General features: G+C 61.9%; 15 protein-coding genes, 1 tRNA gene and 1 pseudogene. 7 read left to right on the forward strand and 10 right to left on the reverse strand.

Features of this window, described 5'->3' with window-relative positions; all coding sequences use genetic code 11:
- The 5 genes from H2052_RS13460 to H2052_RS13480 all read right to left on the reverse strand — a co-directional run.
- Positions 1-2063, reverse strand: a 2063-nt coding sequence (locus H2052_RS13460) for a N,N-dimethylformamidase beta subunit family domain-containing protein (protein WP_293782532.1), incomplete at its 3' end; no start/stop codon positions are given.
- Positions 2064-2074: 11 nt separating this feature from the next.
- Positions 2075-2434, reverse strand: a complete 360-nt coding sequence (locus H2052_RS13465) for a hypothetical protein (protein ID WP_293782534.1) — start codon at positions 2432-2434, stop codon at positions 2075-2077.
- A 92-nt stretch (positions 2435-2526) separates the two neighbouring features.
- The gene (locus tag H2052_RS13470; protein WP_293782536.1) at positions 2527-3255 is read right to left on the reverse strand and encodes a LuxR family transcriptional regulator; all 729 of its coding nucleotides are present in this window, start codon (positions 3253-3255) and stop codon (positions 2527-2529) included.
- 161 nt (positions 3256-3416) lie between these two features.
- Positions 3417-5306, reverse strand: a complete 1890-nt coding sequence (locus tag H2052_RS13475; protein ID WP_293782538.1) for a TonB-dependent receptor — start codon at positions 5304-5306, stop codon at positions 3417-3419.
- Positions 5260-5661: a TonB-dependent receptor plug domain-containing protein gene (locus H2052_RS13480; protein ID WP_293782540.1), complete on the reverse strand. Its 402-nt coding sequence runs from the start codon at positions 5659-5661 to the stop codon at positions 5260-5262. The genes H2052_RS13475 and H2052_RS13480 overlap by 47 nt, the downstream gene beginning before the upstream one ends.
- Before the next feature lie 467 nt (positions 5662-6128).
- Here H2052_RS13480 and H2052_RS13485 point away from each other — a divergent pair, with 467 nt between their 5' ends.
- Positions 6129-6272, forward strand: coding sequence for a hypothetical protein (locus H2052_RS13485; RefSeq protein ID WP_293782542.1), 144 nt, complete (start codon positions 6129-6131; stop codon positions 6270-6272).
- A gap of 115 nt (positions 6273-6387) precedes the next feature.
- Here the strand turns inward: H2052_RS13485 and H2052_RS13490 are convergent.
- Positions 6388-6787 (reverse strand): annotated as a pseudogene (locus tag H2052_RS13490) (DDE-type integrase/transposase/recombinase); the annotation flags it as partial.
- Between the two features lie 202 nt (positions 6788-6989).
- Between H2052_RS13490 and H2052_RS13495 the strand changes: the two are divergent.
- Positions 6990-8450 (forward strand): AMP-binding protein, encoded by a 1461-nt coding sequence (locus tag H2052_RS13495; RefSeq protein ID WP_293782544.1) that lies wholly within the window; start codon positions 6990-6992, stop codon positions 8448-8450.
- 34 nt (positions 8451-8484) lie between these two features.
- Here the strand turns inward: H2052_RS13495 and H2052_RS13500 are convergent, their stop codons facing one another.
- Positions 8485-9315, reverse strand: a complete 831-nt coding sequence (locus H2052_RS13500) for a TetR/AcrR family transcriptional regulator (protein WP_293782546.1) — start codon at positions 9313-9315, stop codon at positions 8485-8487.
- Between the two features lie 116 nt (positions 9316-9431).
- Here H2052_RS13500 and H2052_RS13505 point away from each other — a divergent pair, with 116 nt between their 5' ends.
- The 4 genes from H2052_RS13505 to H2052_RS13520 are packed head-to-tail and all read left to right on the forward strand — an operon-like array spanning position 9432 to position 15302.
- Positions 9432-11657: a TonB-dependent receptor gene (locus tag H2052_RS13505; protein ID WP_293782548.1), complete on the forward strand. Its 2226-nt coding sequence runs from the start codon at positions 9432-9434 to the stop codon at positions 11655-11657.
- 40 nt (positions 11658-11697) lie between these two features.
- Complete coding sequence (locus H2052_RS13510) at positions 11698-12990, forward strand: serine hydrolase domain-containing protein (RefSeq protein WP_293782550.1); 1293 nt, start codon at positions 11698-11700, stop codon at positions 12988-12990.
- Positions 12977-13765, forward strand: coding sequence for an alpha/beta fold hydrolase (locus tag H2052_RS13515; protein WP_293782552.1), 789 nt, complete (start codon positions 12977-12979; stop codon positions 13763-13765). Before H2052_RS13510 ends, H2052_RS13515 begins: the two co-directional genes overlap by 14 nt.
- Before the next feature lie 40 nt (positions 13766-13805).
- Positions 13806-15302 carry an MFS transporter gene (locus H2052_RS13520; protein ID WP_293782554.1) on the forward strand — a complete coding sequence of 499 codons (1497 nt, stop codon included), beginning with the start codon at positions 13806-13808 and terminating at the stop codon, positions 15300-15302.
- 550 nt (positions 15303-15852) lie between these two features.
- On the opposite strand, the gene H2052_RS13525 is transcribed toward H2052_RS13520, so the two are convergent.
- From H2052_RS13525 to H2052_RS13535, 3 genes are all read right to left on the reverse strand, one after another.
- Positions 15853-15928 (reverse strand) — tRNA-Glu (locus tag H2052_RS13525).
- A gap of 118 nt (positions 15929-16046) precedes the next feature.
- Positions 16047-17714, reverse strand: coding sequence for an MFS transporter (locus tag H2052_RS13530; protein ID WP_293782556.1), 1668 nt, complete (start codon positions 17712-17714; stop codon positions 16047-16049).
- 18 nt (positions 17715-17732) lie between these two features.
- On the reverse strand, positions 17733-19076 hold the full coding sequence (locus H2052_RS13535; RefSeq protein ID WP_293782558.1) for a DcaP family trimeric outer membrane transporter: 1344 nt from the start codon (positions 19074-19076) through the stop codon (positions 17733-17735).
- 183 nt (positions 19077-19259) lie between these two features.
- Here H2052_RS13535 and acs point away from each other — a divergent pair, with 183 nt between their 5' ends.
- Complete coding sequence (acs, locus tag H2052_RS13540) at positions 19260-21221, forward strand: acetate--CoA ligase (RefSeq protein ID WP_293782560.1); 1962 nt, start codon at positions 19260-19262, stop codon at positions 21219-21221.
- The last annotated feature ends 2 nt before the right edge of the window (positions 21222-21223 follow it).

Genomic DNA, 21223 nt, shown 5'->3' on the forward strand with positions numbered 1-21223 from the left:
ACCTGAGGATCCTGCGTCCCGCCGCGGCCAGGAAAAGCGTACGCGACTTCCTCGGAGACAAGTGGGTAGTTGTCCGAATGGTTGAACGAGGCCGCGAGCAGATGTGCGTGCGGCGGTGTTCCAAGCGCGAGATCATAGCGGTCGAGCTCAAGGCCCGCAGCACCGCCGAGACCGAGGCCGAAATCGCCAATCAGCTCGTTCTCCCCGATACCGTCGAAAATCCACGCCACCTCGGGATCAAAGCTATCGGGCAAGCGCTCAAAGGGCTGGCTTTCATCCATACCCTCGGTAGTAAAGCCGACGCCGACGATCTTTTGCGGCGGACGGCCACGCGAACGCCAGAGGCCCGAACGCTCGCCGGTGGTTGCGAGATAACCCTCGCCCGCCGCCGCCTGCCATGCGCGTGAACCCACGTCGAGCTTGCGCACCTCGATGCACCACGGCTCTTCGGGGCGCACTGCGGTGACCCAGTAGTAGCCGTTGCCGCCGAGATAAAGCAGATGCCCTCCGCGCGCGAGATAGTCTTCGGTCGCGTCGAGCATGGACGATGAATAATATTCTGGATGCGTTCCAGTGAGAACGGCGCGGTAGGGCCGGAGCGCGTCCAGTCCTTCGCGATCGAGATCGTGATCGGTCAAAATCTCGAAGTCATAGCGGGCATGATCGAGCCACCAGATCAGCGACAGGTCAGCCGGGAATGCCCACGGTACGCCGGTTGCGGGCATGCGGTAGCGCGGGCGCATGTTGAGAATCGGCCGCCGCCACGACGAATAGCACACGCCCGCGTAGTCGCTGTGCACGTCGTAGGTCGAAAGCCCGAACTCCTCGGCTTCCTTCCATTGCAACTCCTCGGGCGTCACCACGGGTGTGTTGGCGCAGATCGCCTGCGCGATCGGCGCATCGAAAGCGAGATGCTCGTTCGCATAGGCGAGATACGTGAAGGTCGGCATCAGCACCGCGATCGGCGCCTTCGGCTGCGCGGCGCGCACGAAGAACGGCACGTGGTCTTCGGCCTCGCCGCTGCGGATGCGGAGCGCGTAGACGCCGCTCGGCAGGTCGGCGGGAATGGAGTAGCGGAGCGTCGCCTGCCAGCCGCAATCGATGAGCGCATCCTCGTGGAACGCTATGCCGCCGTACTGGGAGGAATCGAGCCGGAAACTGTCCTCGCGACCGTTCCAGTTCCAGCCGGTCATCGCGCGGATCGGGCGGTTGACGCCGTGCGCGTGCAGCTTCGACGGGGTGATATCCTCAATCACGTCGCCGATGCCGGTATCGGTGTAGCCTGCGGTCGTGTCCCAGAACGCGACGGACGCGGCTGCGGGCAGTCCCTTGCCTTCACTTATCGCTGCAAGCACATCGGCAGACGCCACGCCGCCGAGCACGCCGGGACGGTCGATCTTGCCATTGTAGAAATTTGACGGCGTATCACCCGCCGATGCCCCGATCAGGAAGCGCGCGCCGGATGCCGGCACGAACACGACACCTTCGCCTTCGGCGCTGTCGTCGAAGTCGAAGGGCGCAACGGGGCCAATCTTCGAATTCCAGCGGTTGATGCGGCTCTTCTGCATCAGCGCCATGCGGCCCGTTTCAGCGTCCCAGCTTGCAGCCACGAAATACCAGCAGTTCGCCACCAGCTTCCGGTCGAGCGCCAGCTCAGCACCGCCAACGCGCATGCCGAGCCGACCGTCGGCACCGATCTGCAGCCTGTAGCCACTTGCCGCGCCGTCGCCGCAGCTGAGGAGCACCTGCTCGCCAGCGCCCGGAAGGCTGGGACAGATGAAGGCATGCAGCGTGGCAGACGGCAGATCCGCGAGCATATCAGACGGTGGCACTGCCGCGTAGGATCCGCGATGGATCGCCTGCGGCACGACCTCGATTTCGGCGGGCAGCGTTGAGGCAACCTCTTGCTCCACAAAGCCGGGGCCGGCCGGATTCACATCGCCGTGGAGAAGGCGCACGAGTTGCACTTCGGCACGCGTCGCGGCGTCAGCGGAGAGCATGAAGGACACGGTTTCGCCCGCGCGTGTCGCAAGCGGGTCTGCATAGCCGAGCAGTCTGTTCATGGTGGTCTCTTTCATTCAGCCTGGAGCTGGGCGATGCGGCGCAGGAACACCGCATGATAGGCGGCATTCAGCGAAGTGAAGACCTCGTCTTCCACCGCCGCGGGCACGCCTCGCCTCCCGGGAAACACGACGAGCCGGTATTCGGGCACCGCCGGATCGGGCTGGAAGATGCCGAGCTTACCCGCCATGCCGCCGCGCCGGAAATAGTTGAGCAGCCGTTCGAGCGCGTCCGAATGCTGACCGAGGGGTCGCTGGCGATGCTCTTCGATCACGGCATCGCTGACTAGGCTCCGCAGGCGGGCGCGGATGCGCTGGTCGAACGCCGCGAAATAATCGAGCTGCTTGTCCCTGACCGGATCGGGATACTCCATGACGCCGATGTCCTTCTGGCAAGCGCGAACGCCGGGTGGAAAAGCCCGTCCCTGATCGCGTGTGGATGAAAGAGGCCGCGCGCGGCCCGACTTCATTTGATGTCGATCAGGCCGAGCGCGACCGCACGCGCAATGGCGTGCGCCCGGTTCACCGTATCGAGCTTCTGGTTGATGCGTTTCAGGTAGATGCGGACGGTTTCGGGCGAGATGTCGATGATCGTGGCGATATCCTCGATCGTCTTGCCGCGTGCCGACCAGGCGAGACACTCGAGCTCGCGCTCGCTGAGCGGACGCGCGGTCGCCGGCATCTCGTGAAAGCGCTGCGCGACGACACTGTCGAAATAGTGCGCCACGAGCTTCAGAAGCGGCCGCGCGGCCCCCACCGAATCCTGCCATCGGCTGCCGTTCGTGGGGTCACCCACCGCCGTGACGAAAGCGAAGCGACCGCGGCTCGCCACCGGCACGGTAAGGCCCTGATGCAGACCCCAATCGGCGGCATAATCGATACAGGCCTGCTCCTCGACGCTCAGCTCCTCGCGCCGATCCCGCACGTCCTTCCAGTCTGTTTCGCCGGTGACGTAGGAGTTCCGGAAATAAGGATCGTGGGGGCTATGGCGCTCCCAGTCACGATCCCATTTCGTGGGGAAGTTCCGCGTGTGCAGCGGCACTGCCGCCCACTTGCCGTCCACGCGGCACGGCGTTCGCGTCCAGCCGTAGACGAGCTGCGGGAAGCCAAGGCCGATGATGACATCGTGTAGAACATCGACCGCTTCGTCGACACAGCGCGCACGATCGATGTCGGACATGAAGCGTCCGATCACACCGAGCTCGCCTGCCCCCGGATTCAATCGCTTCCGGCCTCCCTGCCCGCGACCAGCCGGGGCGCTATCACTCGCCCGTGACCGAGTCGTCGTCGTACGACTATCATCAATCCACCCGGGCTGGTAGCCGCAAGCGGAGGACGGGGCCTGCATTGCCGCGCTCACAGCTTGAACGAGGCCGAGACACCATAGGTGCGCGGCGCGCCGTGGATGTTAAGCAGAAAGCCGAAGGCCGCGAGATCGTTCACATAGGTGCGGTAGGTCGTCTTCGTCAGGTTCTTCGCGAAGAAGCCCACCGACCAGCGATCATCCGGCCCGTTGAGCGCCAGCCGCGCGTTCACCAGCCAGTAGCCCGGCTCGAGGCTGTTCGGCGAATTGGTCGTTTCGAAATACTGCGCGGAGCGATAGTTCGCATCACCGGTGAGCGCGAGTTCGAGATCGCCGGCGAGCGGCTGCGTGAAGGTCGCCTGGGCATTGTAGGTCCAGCGGGGCGACTGCACGGTGCGGTTGCCCTTCAGGCTTAGGCCGCCGGTGCTGATGTCGCTGTCGATCTTCGATTGCAGCCAACCGCCACCCATGCCGAAGCTGAGCTGCTCCACCGGCCGCCACTGCAGATCGAATTCGACGCCGTAGGTGGAGATGTTCGCCGCGTTGATGGTGATCGGGATCGGCGAAGTGGTGCTGTCGACGTTGATGAAGCCGTCGGTGAACTTGTAGTGATAGGCGGACGCGTTGAAGAGCAGCGAACGGCCGAACAGGATCGATTTCCAGCCCGCCTCGTACGCCGTGATCTTCTCGGGTGCGAGCGAGGTGAGCGCCTCCGGGCTGCCGACGAATTCGCCATTGTAGCTGCCCGAACGGAAGCCCGTGGAGGCGTTCGCGAACACCATCAGCTTATCGACCGAGGCCGAATTGATCACCGGCTTCCATTCGATGCCGACCTTGAACGTCGCGGCGTCATCGGTGCGCGATTCATCCGCCTCGGCAAGCGTCGCGATGATCGCAGATGGACGGATCGGGCTTCCAGTGCGGCCGGTGCCCGCGTAGGTGCCTCCGTCGAAGCTCACCTTCTCACGCGAGTAGCGCACGCCCGCGGTGAGGCCGAGCGTATCGGTGAGCGCGACATCGTTGTGGAAGAACAGCGCCAGCGCATCCACCTTCTGCGTGAACGGGCTGTAGTAGCCGGGCGCCGCGCCGTAGCCGACGGTGAGATAGTCGCCGTTCTTGTAATCGTCGTGCTCGTAGTAGGCGCCGACGACATAGTTCCACGTCCGCTCGCCTGAGGAAGTGAGACGCACCTCCTGCGTGAACTGGTTGATGCGGTTGTAGTAATCGACATCGAGCGTATCGACCGGCGTTCCGTCTGAATCTTCGTGCTGCATCCGCCGGAAATGCTGATAGCTGGAGAGCGAGGTGAGCGTGCTCTCGCCGAGATCGTGCTCGATGCGTAGCGTGGTGCCGAGGCTCTTGTTCTTTACCGTGTGCAGGCGATTGTTGTTCGAGGTGTACGGATCGTCGTCGCCCGGAAAGAGGCCGTCCGTGCCGCGCACGCAGCCCACGTCAGCGCCTGACGCAGCGCCCGCCGCATAGGGCGCGCAGAGCACCGGGGCGCCATCCGCAAGCGAACCCGGCGTGAAGATGCCGACGCCTTCGTAAGGCTGCAGCGTGCCCCACTGGCGCCCGGCGTTCACCGTGAGAAGCGCATTCGTGACACCGTTATCCCACGCCACCTGCCCGCGCAGCGCCCACTTCTTCTCTTCGCCTTCGCGGCGGCCGAGCGTGAGGTTGCGGTAATAGCCCTTGTCCTGATCGACATAGAGGCCGGAAAGACGCGCCGAAAAATCGCCGCCAAGCGGCCCGGTGACATAGGCTTCTGAACGCACGGTGCGGTAGTTGTCGTAGCTGACATTCGCCCCTGCCCCGAAATCTGTCTGCGGTCGGCGCGAGAAGAAATTGACCGTGCCCCCAGTGGCATTCCGCCCGAAGAGCGTCCCCTGGGGCCCCTTAAGCACCTCTACCCGGTCGACATCGAACAGCAGAAGCCCGGTCATGAAGGTCTTGGATAAGGTACACTTCATCAAGATGCACCGCGATTGGAGAATCAAGATTCGCCGAAAACTCATTGGTGCCGATGCCGCGCACATTGAACGCGACCTGGCCCGCGCCATAGTTCGCCTGCACGTTGGGTACCATGCCGGCAATGTCGGTAACCGACGTGACACCGCCGTTTGCCAGCGCCTCCGACGAAAGCACCGACATGGTGATGCCCACGTCCTGCACTGACTGATCGCGCTTCTGCGCCGTGACGACAATCTCCCCGATGCCGCCGTCGACCGCTTCGTCCGCCGCGACAGCCGGACCTTCTTGCGCCCGCGCCTGTATTGCCGATGCAAGCAGCGCAATCATCGATGTCACTCGTAAACTGTTGCTTCCGAACGCCGTATCCGTCCTCACTCGCATAGTCATTCCCCCTCCTGAACCACCCTCAGATGGCTTCCCGTTCCGGACCGGCGAGACGCCACCTCCGTTTCGCCCCCTGGAAACGCAATTTCTGTTGTGCTGATCGTCGTTCAGAGCAGCCATCACGTTCAAGTCACCGAAAGCGGGGACGTTTTGAGGGCGCGTCGTGCAGGCGCGCCGCCGGGGCGATCACGCGCCCGATCTTGATTGTCCTGACCTATCCCTCGGGCCCGGTGGGCGGAACGGCTCCCACCGTCGGCCCTTCCGGCGCGGCTCTCTCCCGCATCACTTCTCGGTCAGCGGCATCAGGCCTGCCATGATGATCGGTTCACCCCGTTTCATGGAACGGGTTTGCATGCTTCCCGTTTCTCCAGAACGTCCGCGTTCCGGCGGATCAATTGGAAGGAAGTCCCATGGGAAATCAGAACCCGAACCCGAATCCCGGCCAACAGCCCGGCAAAAATCCTCAACAGGAACAGAGCAACCCTGACGATCAGCGTCGCCAGCAGGGCCAGCCCGAGCGCCGTGAAGACAGCCAGAACGAGCGTCAGCGCTGAGCCTCCAGCTCAAGTGAAGAACGGTCGCCTTAATCGGCGGCCTTTCTTTTGTGCGTGAGATGCCACTGCGCTTGGGACGATTGGCCGGGGCTACAACTGAGTAGCCCTTAGTCTTCTAGACGCTTTCTGCTTTCAATATTTGCTGCCGTTCGAACTCGACGGGCGACAGCATCCTGTTCCTGATTTTCTGGCGCACCGGGTTGTAGAACATCTCGATATAATCGAACACGTCCTGCCGGGCATCCTCGCGTGTTTTGTATGGCCCTTATAAGCGCGGCCCACAGTCCATGCTGGTGAACTGCGAGCCTTGATCCGAGTGGATCAGCACCCGCTGCTTCGGTTTCCGCCGCCATACCGCATGTGCAGAGCCGGCAGCACCACATCGGCGGTCTGGCGGCTCTGCATCGACCAGCCTACCACGCGAGGGAGTACAGGTCGATCACGACGGCCAGCTAGGCGAAGCCTTCCAGGGTGCGGATGTAGGTGATGTCTGTCACCCAGGCTCGGTCAGGCGCAGCCACGTCCGGGAGCTGCCAAGCCTCGGCGCCCTGTATCAGGGCCTGATGGGCGGTTAGGTCCTTCAAGCCTTTCAAGATGCGCTTTACCTCACCCGCGCGACAATTATATTAACTTAGCACTAAATCAACCAGTAGATGCATCCGAAAGGAGAGCATCGTCACGCACACGCACGGCAAAGCTGAAACAGGAAATCAGGACATGTCTGACGAGATCCCTCTGGCATCCTTGCTGCAATACCATGCATCCGCTGGACCTGGCCGGATCGCACTGATCTTTCGCGATAAGCGGCTGTCCTTCGCCGAACTCGACGCGAAATCTAACCGGCGCGCTCGGCTGCTGGCGAGACACGGCGTCCGCAAGGACGATTTTGTAACCGTGTCGTTGCCGAATGGCCTCGACTTCTACGAAACAGTGTTCGCAATCTGGAAGCTGGGCGCCACGCCCAACATCGTTTCGGCAAAGCTGCCGCCGGCGGAGGCAAACGCGATCCTGGAGATCGTCCGGCCAAGCCTGTTCGTCGGCGAATCACCCCGGACCGATCTTCCGTCGGTCCCCGGATCAACACGCGCGCATGAGTATCTGTCGGCGGAACCTCTGCCCGAAGCGACGGCGTCCCATTGGAAGGCCATGACCAGCGGAGGGTCAACCGGGCGGCCCAAGGTCATCGTCGATGCCATGGCGGCGCGATGGAACCCGCAGAACGGGTTTCTCGGCCAAAGGCCGGGAGACGTTATCCTCAATCCCGGACCGCTATACCATAATGCTCCCTTCCACTGCATCACGATGGGCCTGTTCGTCGGCGCGACGATCGTGGAGATGGGGCGTTTCGATGCGCTGCGCTCGCTGGAGTTGATCGAGGAGTACGGAGTCAACTGGGTAACGATGGTGCCCACGATGATGCACCGCATCTGGCAATTGGGCCCCGATATCCTGTCGCGCTTTTCCCTGCCCAGCCTTCGGATGATGCTGCACATGGCTGCGCCATGCGCGCCATGGCTCAAGAAGGCCTGGATCGACTGGCTCGGCAGCGAACGGGTCTGGGAGTATTATGGAAGCACAGAGGGGATTGGCTCAACAATCATTTCTGGCAAAGATTGGCTCGAACACGAAGGCTCGGTCGGAAAAGTGCGGGAAGGCTTCCGCATGAAAATCCTGGACGAAGAGGGCCGCGAATGCCCCACGGGCCAGGTGGGTGAGGTCTATTTTCGGCCGGATACCGGGGTAGGATCGACGTATCGATACCTTGAAAGTCCCTCGCGACGGATCGGTGAATGGGAATCCAACGGCGACTTGGGGTCGATCGACGAAGAAGGCTACCTTTACCTGTCGGATCGCCGGAACGATCTGATCATATCAGGGGGTGCCAATATCTATCCAGCAGAAGTCGAAGCCGCGATCGATGCGCATCCCGATGTCCGCACGAGTGCGGTGATCGGGCTTCCAAGCGAGGAATGGGGCGCCTTAGTCCATGCGATCGTGCAGCCCGTTGAGGGAGCAACGATCGAACAGGAGGAACTCCTCTCATTCGTTTCCAATCATCTCGCCCGCTACAAACTTCCCAAGTCCATTGAGTTCACTATGCAATCGCTGCGCGACGACGCCGGGAAAGTGCGCCGATCCGCCCTGCGCGATGAACGCCTCGCTAACATGGGCCGATGAGCGCTTGCTCACCAACGGACCTGGGACGTCCAGCTTACTTTGCGCCCTTGCGTCGGTTGTACAGGGCCTCGAAACCGCCCGCCATAAACGTCACAAACCGCTCCCGGACAGCAGCGAAATCGTCGGACTTGCACAGGTTGCTTGAAAGGCGGTCGATTCGTCCGGTCCGCGAAAGGATCAGCGAATAGGCGCCGGAGGTGAACTGGAAGCTCCAGAACAGGTCTTCCGGCGAGGCATCGGGCTTGGCCTTCTGCAGAAGGCCAATCAGTCGAAGCACAAGGGGATCGAAGTAGGCGTCCATCATTTCCGCGCCATAACCGGGCGCGTTGTTCACTTGAGCGAAGATCCGCCCGAAGCTGCGCCAATTGTCGTGGTCGTCCATATAGACGTCGAAAGCGCTGTCGTAATAGGCTCGGAGCGCCCCCTCGATCGTCGGACGGTCGCCCACCTCCGCCTCGTAGGCATCCAGCCCCGCCGTTCGCGCCTCTACCGCATAGGCCACGCGACGCTCGAACACTGCGTCGAACATCGCCTTTTTGGCGTCGTTCCCGTCGAAATAGTAATGGATGAGCGCCGGATGTGTGCCCATCCGATTGGCGACGTCCTTGATGGTGACACCGAAATAGCCGAGTTGAGCAAACAGTTCCTCGCTGGTGTCCAGGATCGTCTTCAATGTCGCCGCGCGCTGTTCGGCGCGAGTCTTGCGGTTGGCTGGTCTGGGTGCTGCGGTCATGACCTCTGACTCTGGTTGCGGTTCCGATTGCTCGACGCCGGAAGCCAACCCGTCGCTGGGAAGCTCTGCTCTGTCCGGCTTATTCGGCAAACGCCTGATACTTAGCTCATTTACCACTGAATAAACCAGCATCTTCCTGGGATCGGAAGAGCGAAAGCGAAGGGACTTGCAAGCGGGCCATCAATGCCGTACCAATTTCACTGACTTAGTGCTAAATAAATGAACAGATTCTTTTTGGGGAGAAAGAAATGCGCTTCATTTCCGCCCGGGCACAGCTCGCTTCGTGCGTGCTCACCACCATCGCTTTGGCCGCGGCTGCAACGCATGCCTCAGCACAGGATGTGAATTCCGGCCGAAACCCAGCAGGACAAGGTGAGGCTGACATCGAGCGGCTGGGTGAAATCATCGTCACAGCGGAAAAACGTGCTGAAAGTGCCCAGAGCGTCCCCATCGCGATTTCGGCCTTTACCGGAGAAGAGCTGGAGAACGCCGGCGTCACCGATATCGAAAGCCTGAAGCAGGTCTCGCCCAATCTCCAGTTCGGAAAAGGACCAATCGACAACTTCGTTTCCATCCGCGGGGTGGGCGCCGAGCTTATCAACATAAGTTCCGAACCCGGCGTTTCCATCGCACAGGACGGTGTCCCCTTTTCAAGTCCGACCATGTTCGATGCCGCATTCATGGATGTGGCGCGCATCGAGGTGCTGAGGGGTCCCCAGGGGACCATTGCAGGGCGCAACGCAACCGGCGGCACCATCAACATTTATTCCGCCTTGCCGACCAGCCGATTCGAAGGGCGCGTGAGGGCTGCGGTCGCCAACTTCGACTACCGGATGGCTGAGGGCATGATAAGCGGCCCGCTTGCAGGCGATGTCCTCCTGGGACGGCTGGCGGTCCGCCGGGAAAGATCGGACGGCTGGGCCACGAACACGCTCACCGGCGAGACGTTCAACAATGCCGACAATTTCAAGGCGCGGGCTACACTTCTCGCCAAATTCAGCCCCGATTTCACGGCAAGCCTTATCCTTGAGAAGTTTATCGACGATTCCTCACCGATGATCTTCGGTCTCGGCCGCGCAAGGCCTGACCGGCCGTCCTATGCCGAGGCGATCGGTTCGGTCGACTATGACAGGGAGGCGAGAACATTTAGCGCCAACTACCCATCGAATCGCCGCGTCGAGGGCGAAAAGGGAATTCTGCGGCTAAGCTGGGACCTTGGTCTCACCACCAATCTCACCTCGATTACTGGCTATGTCGCGAACAAGAACAGCGGCCAGTTCGGTGGCGCGTTGGTCGATACTCTCGCAGTCTTCGATTATCTGGAAACCGACGTCGAGCAGCGGTCTCAGGAGGTGACGCTGACCACGGACTTATCGGACAGGCTGGATCTCATCCTCGGGGGCATCTACCTCAACTCTAAATCGCACGAGCCCCTGCTGTTCGGGCTGCCCAGTGCTGGCCTCCCGGTGGATACGTTCGATTTCACCGCCGACCAGACCCTGAACTCATTCGCTTTCTACACGCAGTGGCGCTACCGGCTTTCCGACGAGGTGCGACTTACCGTCGGCGGTCGCTATACCCACGATGAAAAACACTATCGCGAAGTCGATTTCTTTGCCGGTTTTCCACTGCCGACCGTGGACGCGAAGCGTGCCTGGGAAGCTTTCACGCCCCGCTTCGCGATCGATTACATGCCGAATCCTGACCTGTTATTTTATGCGAGTGTATCGCGCGGCTTCAAGGCCGGCGGCATCAATGCCTTCGCGACCTCGGACGGTACGTTCGACGAATTCGAGCCGGAATTCATCTGGAACTACGAAGCGGGTGTGAAGGCGAATCTGCTGGATAACCGCGTTCAGACCTCGTTGACCGGCTTCTACATGGACTACACCAATGTGCAGCAAAACCTGCGCATTCTGAACGAAACCACCGGTGTACTGCTGCCGAACGTGATCAATGCGAGCAGCGCCACGATAAAGGGTATTGAGGCATCCATCGACGCGGCCGCTACCGATCAGTTGATGCTGAGGGCCGCGGGAACCTGGCTCGACGCCACATACGACGAACTCGAGACGAACGACCTGATCTATCCTGAGCTCGGTCTGCGCGACCTGTCTGGCAACAGGCTGACGCGGGCACCGGAGTGGCAATTTACGACCTCTGGAATTTACACCTTGCCGATCGGCAATAGTCTGCAAGCCATCTTCCGCGCCGACTACCAGTGGCAGAGCAAGGTATACTTCTCATTCTTTAACCACCCACTCAACGCGCAGAAAGCCTATGGCGTGCTAAACCTGTCCGCTTCCCTTGGCGGAGTTGACGGAAACTGGCGGCTGGACGCATTCGTTCGCAATGTCACAGACGCTTTCTACGTCACCTACGCCGAGGCAAACGTGAGCCAGGGCAATCCAAGTCTGGGCGGCGCCGTGGGCCAGCCTCGGATGTATGGGCTGAGTGCGGAATTCAAGTTCTGACCCAGCCTGAACGGTTCGCCATTCGGAAAGGTTCGCGACCGTGATCGCTGACGCAGTCCACAACACCCATGGCTTCGACCGGGAGAGGCTCGCCGCGGTCGAACCTGCATTGCAGGCATTCATCGACCGGGGTGAGCTTTCCGGAATCGTCACGCTTACCTCGAAATCGGGGACCATCGTCCAGTCCTCAGCTCTCGGATGGCGAGACATTGAAATGGCGTCGCCGATGCGGACCGATACGCTGTTTCGAATAGCATCGATGACGAAACCAATCACGTCTGCAGCCGCGCTGCGGCTGGTGGAGGAGAAGCGGATCACACTCGACCAGCCGATCTCCACGTGGGCCCCGGAGCTTGCCGAACCGCGGGTGCTTCGCGCGGCGGCAGGCCCACTTGACGAGACCGAGCCCGCCCGGCGCCCGATAACCTTCGAGGACCTGCTCACCCATCGGTCCGGCCTGGCCTACGGCTTCTTTTCCGAAGGGCCGATCCAACAGGCATATTTCGATGTGCTGGGCAATCCGTCGATGAATGCGATGACGCCGGACGAATGGCTCGCGGCGCTGGGCACCCTGCCGCTCACCTACCAGCCAGGTGAGCGTTTTCATTATGGCCATTCGACGGACGTTCTGGGCTTTCTCATCGGGCGGATCGTGGGACGTCCGCTGCGCGATGTGCTGTGCGAAAGGATTTTCGAACCGCTTGGAATGACCGATACTGACTTCTGGCTGCCGCCAGCAAAACGTGACCGGCTCGCCAGCATCTACGAATACGACAAAGCGGCCGGCGGGTTGTCGAAGGTTGAAATGGGCATGTACGATGAACCGCCGGGCTACACGCCAGGCGGCGGCGGGCTTATCTCCAGCGCCGGGGACTACCATCGGTTTGCCCGGATGCTTCTACAACGCGGTGAGTATGATGGCGTGCGGGTGCTGCGGCAGGAGACGGTCGAAAGCATGCTGACCAACCGCCTCACTGCGACGCAGCGTCAGGTGCCATTCGCGGGCATGCCCCTGTGGCAGAAATCCGGATTCGGACTGGGTCTTTCCATGGCGGAAGACGTCGACGACAATCCTTACGCCTGCGGCGCGGCTGGCTCCTACACGTGGCCAGGAATTTTTGGAACGTGGTGGCAGGCCGATCCAGCCAATGACCTTGTCATGATTTATCTGATCCAGCACCAGGTGCCGGTCTCCGCCCAGTCCGGATCGACGATCGCCACCGGGGTAGGCGCGGCGGGAAGGCGCGCGCTGCCTGTCTACCAGCGAGGAATCTACAATGCGTTGAACGCGGACGTCGGTGGGATGGAGAAGCAGCAGCGTGGAACAGACTGAGACGCCCCTCAACACAGGTTATGCTGAAGCCGGCGGCCATTGGATCCATTTCGTTGAATGCGGCAGGGGGGAGCCCTTGCTTTTGCTTCATGGGGCTTTCGGTTCGGGCACCGACATTCTGCAGCGCGACCTCGGCCGGAAGCTTGCCGCGCGCTACAGGGTCGTAGCGCCGGATTCGCTGGGCCATGGCAGGAGCGACGCACCGGTTGAATCCGGGCACTACACTGCCAAGCGGCGCGCAGCACACCTCGCGGCGGTCCTTGATGTCCTGGCCATCGAGCGTGCGCACATCGTCGGCTACTCGATGGGCGGCTGGATGGCGTCGGCGTTCGCTACCTATTATCCCGACAGAGTCGCCACCTTGGCGATCGGTGGCTGGGACGTCGTCGGCGGCATGTACACCCCTGCAGCCATTTGGGGCGTCGCGGAGATAACAGGTCCGTACCTCATCGCACTCGTGCGGGAAGTAAATCCCGAGATAGCTGCATGGGTCGGCAAGACGGAGGAAACATCCCTCGCGTCGGCAATCGAGGGGATGAACGATCTTGACGGACTTGCGGAGGGGGTAGCCCGCGTTCCGGCGCCGGTCGCCTTCTGGATGGGATGCGACGATCTTTATTACGCTGCGAGCCGGAAATTCGCAGCCAGCCACGGCATCACGTTTATTGACTTGCCCGGCGACCACATCGCGGCGTTCGAAATTCATGGCGCTTCAGCCGGCGAGCGTATTGCGGACTTCATCGCATCAGCCAAACGTGCAGGAGAAATGAAATGAGACTGCCTGCCGTGACAACGCAAACTGTGACGAAAAGTTGATGCCTCAGGCAGAAGCGAAGTCCGCGGCTGACCACTGGTCAACGGCAACTGCCCGGCGTGGCCGTCCACTGTCAGTCAGTCTCAAGGCAGGTTATGGCGCGGGGGCGCTCGCCGACGGCATTGTCGCCGCAGGATTTGGCTTCTTCCTGTTGTTCTATCTCACTGCCGTGTGCGGCATGTCCGGCACCCTGGCGGGTACGGCAAAACTGATCGCCCTTCTGGTCGACGCCATAGCCGATCCGGCGATCGGGCTGGCGAGTGACCGCCTTCGCTCGCGCTGGGGGCGCCGATTGCCCTGGATGGTCTTCAGCCTGCCGCCATTCGCAATTGCCTTTGGCATATTGTTCTCCATGCCAGAGTCCCTGACCGGATTCCCGCAATTCATCTACGTAACGGGTTGCCTGATTGTCCTTCGAGTGACGCTGTCCGGTTTTGTTCTGCCGTATACGGCCGTGGGCGCCGAAGTAACCGATGACTACCGGGAGCGCGCTTCGATCGTATCCTATCGCCTGATCTCCCAGAGCGGCGGCATCTTGCTTGGCGTCATCCTTGGCCTCGGCGTTTACATGTCCGGCGACGGTGGCCTGCTCGCCCGAGAGCGCTACATCCCCTATGCCTGGACATCTGCGGTGCTCATTATGCTCGCAGGACTCATCGCCATTGTCGCTGTCAGGAAGGCCCTCCCACGGTTACATGCTCCAACCCCGGAGACGACACCCTTTCTTGCCAGCTTCAGGCGGGAGATGATCGAATTGGGCCGCAATCGCTCGTTCCTAGTCCTGTTCGGAACCGTGCTCCTCTACTTCCTTGCCTATTCGGCATCGGTATCTTTGTCGCTGCACGCAACACGCTATTTCTGGAATCTCGATACATTCTCCATCCAGTTAGTCCTCCTCAGTTCCACGCTCGGACCGCTGTTGGGCGCACCCATCAGCAGCTTTATTCTGCGCAGGAGCGAGAAACGCACACTGGCGATCTCAGCATTTCTCGGGATCGCTATATTTCTGATGTGGCCGCCCCTCGTGAAGATTTACAATCCTCAGATATTCACACCGTCCAGCACGACGCCGATCCTGGTCGTCAATGGAATCCTGTTCGGTACGACGATCATGATAGGAGGCGTAGCATTTCAGTCGATGCTTGCTGACACCGCTGACGAGCACGAATGGCTATTCGGGGTTCGACGGGAGGGCCTGTTCTTTTCCGGCCTTACCTTGGCCTACAAAGGCGCTTCCGGTCTCGGCGGCCTGATCGCCGGCATTGCGTTGGATGTCGTCGGCTTTCCTGCCGATCTCGCCTCGCGTCCCGACGCCTTCCAGCTTCCCAGCCATGTCGTTGAAAGGCTCGGCCTGATCGCAGGGCCACTGCCTGCGCTGATCGTTATAGTCGCACCGCTGTTCCTTTTCGGTTATCATCTGACCAGGGCAAAACATAAGAATATCGTGGTTGAGCTGGAGGCCATGCGAACTGAGGCAGCCGTGAACGAGCCACGATAATGCGCACCAACGTCCCCCATGCGATCATTTCGCCGTTTAGATCGAGTGACCCAATCCTAGGGAGAGTTTTCTCGCAGGCCGCTCGATCGCATCGGCCAAGTTTACGCATTTCCATGCCCTGGAGATGGCGCGATACCATTTGAGCCATGGACGCCGGCAGAGATGTGTCGTCTTGGCGCTCAAGACCTCAAGCGCACGATATGGAACGACATCATGTGTGAAGGCATAGCGCGCGGGACCTAGGCTGTTTCTTGTCGCCCGCGACGAAGCCTCAAGTCGTCAGCTTCGGACTGTCTATCTCGAGCGGATGCGTGGACGGCGACCTCAATCATGTCCGCTGCGGCCAGCATAACAAAGAAGCCTCTACGGGGTCGGACGATCCTGAGATGATGGTATCGCCCTTTCGGGCCCGCGCGACGTACCATCAAAAATACCATCAGATTGATGGGATGTGGCGGTCCAGAGCGGGATGGCCTAGGAGCATTATAGCGGAATAAATGGCTGAAAACAGCCGCTTATGACACGTCTTGGGAGCCTTGGGAAGCCTTCGTGGTGACCCCTACGGGACTCGAACCCGTGTTTTCGCCGTGAGAGGGCGACGTCCTGGACCGCTAGACGAAGGGGCCGTGGGCGGCAGAGCCGCTTGCGAAGGCGCGTGACTTAGGCGGGTGGGCTGCAGGAGTCAAGCCGGCAAGAAACGGGCGGCGATGCTGCCATCGCCGCCCGGATTCATGTGGGGTACGTTTACTCGTCGATGTTGCGGCGGAAGGTTTCCGGCAGGAACAGAATCCCGACCACGAGCGTGATCACCGCCACCACCACCGGATACCAGAGGCCGTAGTAGATATCACCCGTCGCCGCGACCATCGCGAAGGCCGTCGTCGGCAGGAAACCGCCGAACCAGCCGTTGCCGATGTGATACGGCAGCGACATCGATGTGTAGCGGATGCGGCTCGGGAACAATTCGACCAAAAGTGCCGCGATCGGGCCGTATACCGCCGTCACGAGCAGCACGAGGAAGAAAAGGATCGCCACCACCATCGGCTTGTCGATCCGGTCCGGGTCCGCAGCTGCCGGGTAACCGGCATCGCCGAGCGCACTCTTCACCTGATCCTGAAAGGCCGTGATTGCCGCCGTGCGGTCCGCCCCCGTCACCTCTGCCGGATTCGGAGCTGCGATCGTGGTGCCGCCGATGTGGATTTCAGCGACGGTGCCTGCGGGCGCCTCCACGTTTTTGTAGTTGAGACCCGCCTTGGCGAGATAGGCCTTGGCGATGTCACAGCTTGAGCTGTCGAACTTGTTCTTGCCGATCGGATCGAACTGGAACGAGCACTCGTCCTGGTTTGCTATCACGCTGATCGGAGCCGCCGCCTGCGCTGCCGCAAGCGCCGGGTTCGCCGCCTTCGTGAGCGCACCGAACAACGGGAAGTAGGTGAGCGCCGCGATCAGGCAGCCCGTGAGGATGATGGGCTTGCGGCCGATCTTGTCCGACAGCCAGCCGAAGAAGATGAAGAACGGCGTGCCGAGTGCAAGCGCGATCGCGATGAGGATGTTGGCGGTCGCGCCGTCTACCTTCAGCGTCTTTTCAAGGAAGAACAGCGCGTAGAACTGGCCCGTGTACCAGACCACTGCCTGCCCCGCGACCGCGCCCATCAGTGCGATCAGCACCCACTTGAGGTTACCCCACTTGCCGAACGCTTCGGTGAGAGGCGCCTTTGATGTGGTGCCCTCGTCCTTCATCTTCTGGAAGACCGGGCTTTCGGAAAGCTGCATACGGATCCACATCGAGACCGCGAGCAGGATGATCGAAACGAGAAACGGAATCCGCCAGCCCCAGTCGGCGAAGGCTTCCTCGCCCATGACGGTGCGGATGCCGATGACGACGAGGAGCGCGGCGAACAGGCCGAGCGTCGCCGTGGTCTGGATCCAGCTGGTATAGAGGCCACGCTTGTGGTTGGGGGCGTGCTCGGCAACATATGTGGCCGCGCCGCCGTACTCGCCGCCCAGCGCGAGGCCCTGAAGCAGACGCAGGGCCACAAGGATGAACGGCGCGGCGACGCCGATCGTGCCATAGGACGGCAACAGGCCGACCGCGAACGTCGAAAGGCCCATGATACCCATCGTTACGAGGAACGTGTTCTTGCGCCCGACGAGATCGCCGATGCGCCCGAAGAAAATGGCGCCGAAGGGCCGCACCGCGAAACCCGCCGCGAACGCCGCAAGCGCGAGGATGAAGCCCGTGGTTTCATTCACGCCCGAGAAGAAGTGGGACGAGATGTAAAGCGCCAGAAGACCGTAGAGGTAGAAATCATACCATTCGAAAACCGTACCCAGCGACGATGCGGCGATGACGAGCTTTTCGCTCTGCGTCGCCTTATGGTGCTTGGGGATGCTGTCGTAAGCGGTTGCCATGTCCCTGTTCCCTCTCCCTCAGAAATTGTATTTTGCTGCAAATTCCAGACGATTGAGCTGTCCGGCAAGTCCGTTCAGCAACTCGCGTTCACCGTGGCGGTATTCGACGCCGAGATCGAGCGCCTTCACGGGCGACCAGAACAGGTTCGCGGCAAGGCTCCACGCCTTGTCGTTCGCCGTGAGCGGCGCCGGCGAAGGATAGCTGGCGTTCTGGTATCCGGCCATGACGGTGGAGCGTAGCGTCGGGGTCCAGCCCAGCTTCAGGGCGGCGAGTGCGGCGAAGGTCTTCACCGTTTCGAGCGTACTGCCGGGAAACCCGTCGTACACCGCATCGGGCGCGAAGTTCAGGCCGACGTAGCGGCCGATGCCGTCGCCGTAGGTTGCCATGAAGCGGAGGTCGTGGCGCTTGTCGGGTCCGAACACGATCTTGCCGGCGGCGCTGATCCCCCAGGCCGCGGCCGTGTCGGAGACGGTGCCGTTATCGACCGACAGTTGGCGGAACAGCCCGGCGAAGGAGAGTTCGCCGATGGGAGCGGTGTAGGTGAGCCTTGCGACGAAGTCGGGGAGACGGTCGTCGTCGTTCTCGACAAGAGTGGGCGAAGTAGACGAAATAGTCGCGGACTCGGCGTTTTCGGCGGAGACGCTGAGCGCGAGCGCAGGTGTCAACTTCGCCGTGTAGCGCACGAGCGGCTGGCGGACGAAGACCGTGCCTTCGGTGGGGCCGACGAAATCCGTGGTTTCGGGAAGCGCGCCGACATACTGGAAGGTCGACCAGTCCTGCCCCACGAGCAGATTGTCGAACTGGACCCAGGCGCGGCGCAGCGCGAGGTTGTAGCCGTTCGTCGTGCGCTCCGATCCCTGCGTGCCGGGCGCGGACTGGAAATCGGTTTCGAGATAGCCCTTCAGCGTGTGGCCGGAAACGTCGGTCGAGAGGTTCAGCCAAAGGCGCGTCTGCTTTGCGGAGAAATCGCTGTCCGTGGACTCGCGCGTTCCGCCCACGGGAATTGCCTGCGGCAGATAGAAATCGCGGCCGAGCGAATTGCCCGCGACGTCGCCATCGTCCCACCGGCTGAACGTCGCGACGGTTTTCAGAAAGCCGCCGATCTTGATGGTGGTGCCGCCGACCTTGAAACCGTCCGCAGGTGACGGCGATGCCTTCGCGCGGGTTTCGGCAAGCGCGTTACGGAGCGAGGCGTTTTCCGCGCGGGTGGCTTCAAGCTCGCCGGTGAGCGCCGCCATGCGGCTCTCGATCGCGCTCATGCGCGCTTCGATGTCGGGGGTTTCGGCGGCGCTTGCCGGCCCAGCGATCAGGGCGATCAGGGCGACACCGGCGCACAGGCCGGGCCGCGAACGCATGGTCATGGCAATCCTCCCAGTGGCGGCCGGTCCCCTGGCGGGACTATACCGACGCTGCTGAGCATCGCGCTGACCGGGCAGCGGGAACACCCCGACGATGGTCGAATGCAGCTACGACCATGGTCGAGGATGCGCGACAGGGCTCCCCTGCCCTATGTGCTGCCCCAAACAGAACGGGAGGAGATCATCATGGCCAGTCTTGCCGCATCCGCCAGCAGCGCAGCAGCGACCTATCCGGTTCCCGCCGAATGGCGCACACGCGCCATGATCAACCCCGACACCTATGCGGAATTCTACGCCGAGGCCGCGCGCGACCCCGAGGTATTCTGGAAACGCGAGGCGCAGCGGCTCGACTGGATGACGCCGTTCACGAAGGTGAAGGCCACATCGTTCGCCGAGGCCGACTTCGGCATCAAGTGGTTCGAGGACGGCGCGCTCAACGTCTCCGCCAACTGCCTCGACCGCCACGTCGCCGACCGGCCCGACGCGATCGCCATTATCTGGGAAGGGGACGAACCCGGTGACAGCCGCATCATCAGCTACCGCGCGCTGCACAACGAGGTGTGCCGACTGGCGAACGCGCTGAAGGCAAGCGGCATCCGCAAGGGCGACCGCGTGACGATCTATCTGCCGATGATCCCGGAAGCCGCTGCCGCCATGCTCGCCTGCGCGCGCATCGGCGCGATCCACTCGGTGGTGTTCGGCGGGTTTTCGCCCGACAGTCTCGCCGGGCGCATCACCGATTGCGATTCCCAGCTCGTCATCACCGCCGACGAGGGGCTGCGCGGCGGGAAGCGCGTGCCGCTGAAGGCCAATGTCGACGAGGCGCTGACCCACTGCACGAGCGTTGAAAAGGTGATCGTGGTGCGCCGCACGGGCGCGGACATCGCGATGAAGGACGGCCGCGACATCTGGTATCACGATGCCGTCGCCGCCGCCGCGGCGGACTGTGCGGCCGAAACGATGAACGCGGAAGACCCGCTGTTCATCCTCTACACTTCGGGTTCCACCGGAAAGCCCAAGGGCGTGCTTCATACGACCGGCGGCTACCTCGTCTGGGCATCGATGACGCATCAATACGTGTTCGATTACCGCCCGGGCGAGGTGTTCTGGTGCGCGGCGGACGTGGGCTGGGTGACGGGCCACACCTATGTCGTCTACGGCGCGCTTGCGAACGGCGCGACGACATTGATGTACGAAGGCATCCCGAACCACCCGGACTTCAGCCGCTTCTGGAATATCATCGACAAATACCAGGTGGAAATTTTCTACGCGGCACCGACGGCGCTCCGCGCGCTGATGCGCGAGGGCGACGACTGGGTGACGCGCACCAGCCGCAAATCGCTGCGCCTGCTCGGCACCGTCGGCGAGCCGATCAACCCGGAGGCGTGGGAATGGTATCACCGCGTGGTCGGCGAAGGCCGCTGCCCGATCGTCGATACGTGGTGGCAGACGGAGACCGGCGGCGCGATGATTTCGCCGATGCCGGGCGCGACCGACCTGAAACCCGGAAGCGCGACCAAGCCCATGTTCGGCGTGAAGCCCGAACTCGTCGATTCCGAGGGCAAGGTTCTGGACGGCGCCGCCGAGGGCAATCTTGTCATCACCGACAGCTGGCCGGGACAGGCGCGCACGATCTGGGGCGACCACGAACGCTTCTTCCAGACCTATTTCACGACCTATGCAGGCAAGTATTTCACAGGTGACGGCTGCCGCCGCGACGCCGACGGCTATTACTGGATCACGGGCCGCGTCGACGACGTGATCAACGTGTCCGGCCACCGCATGGGCACCGCCGAGATCGAAAGCGCGCTCGTCGCCCATGCGAAGGTCGCGGAAGCGGCGGTCGTCGGGATGCCGCACGACCTGAAGGGCCAGGGCATCTATGCCTATGTGACGCTGAACGCCAACGAGACCGGTGACGACGCGCTGCGCCGCGAACTCGTGCAATGGGTGCGCCGCGAGATCGGCCCCATCGCGACTCCGGACGCCATCCAGTTTGCGCCCGGCCTCCCCAAGACGCGATCGGGCAAGATCATGCGGCGCATCCTGCGCAAGATCGCCGAAGGCGACGTTTCCAACCTTGGCGACACATCGACGCTCGCGGACCCTTCCGTGGTTGCGAACCTCGTCGGCAATCGCCAGAGGTGAAC

Source organism: Sphingosinicella sp. (assembly GCF_013911755.1).
Classification (GTDB): Bacteria; Pseudomonadota; Alphaproteobacteria; order Sphingomonadales; family Sphingomonadaceae; genus Sphingosinicella.